This window comes from Microbacterium maritypicum MF109 (assembly GCF_000455825.1).
In the GTDB taxonomy this organism is placed as follows: domain Bacteria; phylum Actinomycetota; class Actinomycetes; order Actinomycetales; family Microbacteriaceae; genus Microbacterium; species Microbacterium maritypicum_A.
The window spans coordinates 1-352 of sequence record NZ_ATAO01000237.1 but is presented as its reverse complement, the minus strand read 5'-3'; the positions used below and the strand labels follow the sequence as shown (position 1 = coordinate 352).

Here is a 352-nt window from a genome sequence, read left to right as displayed (position 1 = left end):
GACGAAGGCGAAGGTCCTCGCAGCGGCCGAGAAGCTGAACTGGGCGCCGAGCCAGAGCGCACGGGCACTCGCCACCCGTCGAGCCAACGCGGTCGCCGTGGTGCTGGCCCGCGACCCCCAGGTCATCGCGAACGACTCCTTCTTCCCGGCCTTCATCGCCGGCGTCGAGTCGGTGCTCGCCGAGACCGAGACGGCACTCCTGCTCCAGGTCGTCCCCGACCGCGACGCCGAGGAACGGGCCTACCGCACGCTCACCCACGGCCGCGCCGACGGCGCCCTCCTGCTCGACCTGCGCACCGACGACTGGCGTGTGCCCTTCCTAGACGACCTCGGACTGCCCACCGTGCTGGTG

Annotated in this window: 1 pseudogene; it reads left to right on the top strand. The window is 71.9% G+C overall.

The window, feature by feature from the left end:
• Window positions 1–352, top strand: a pseudogene (locus L687_RS40140) (LacI family transcriptional regulator); the annotation flags it as partial.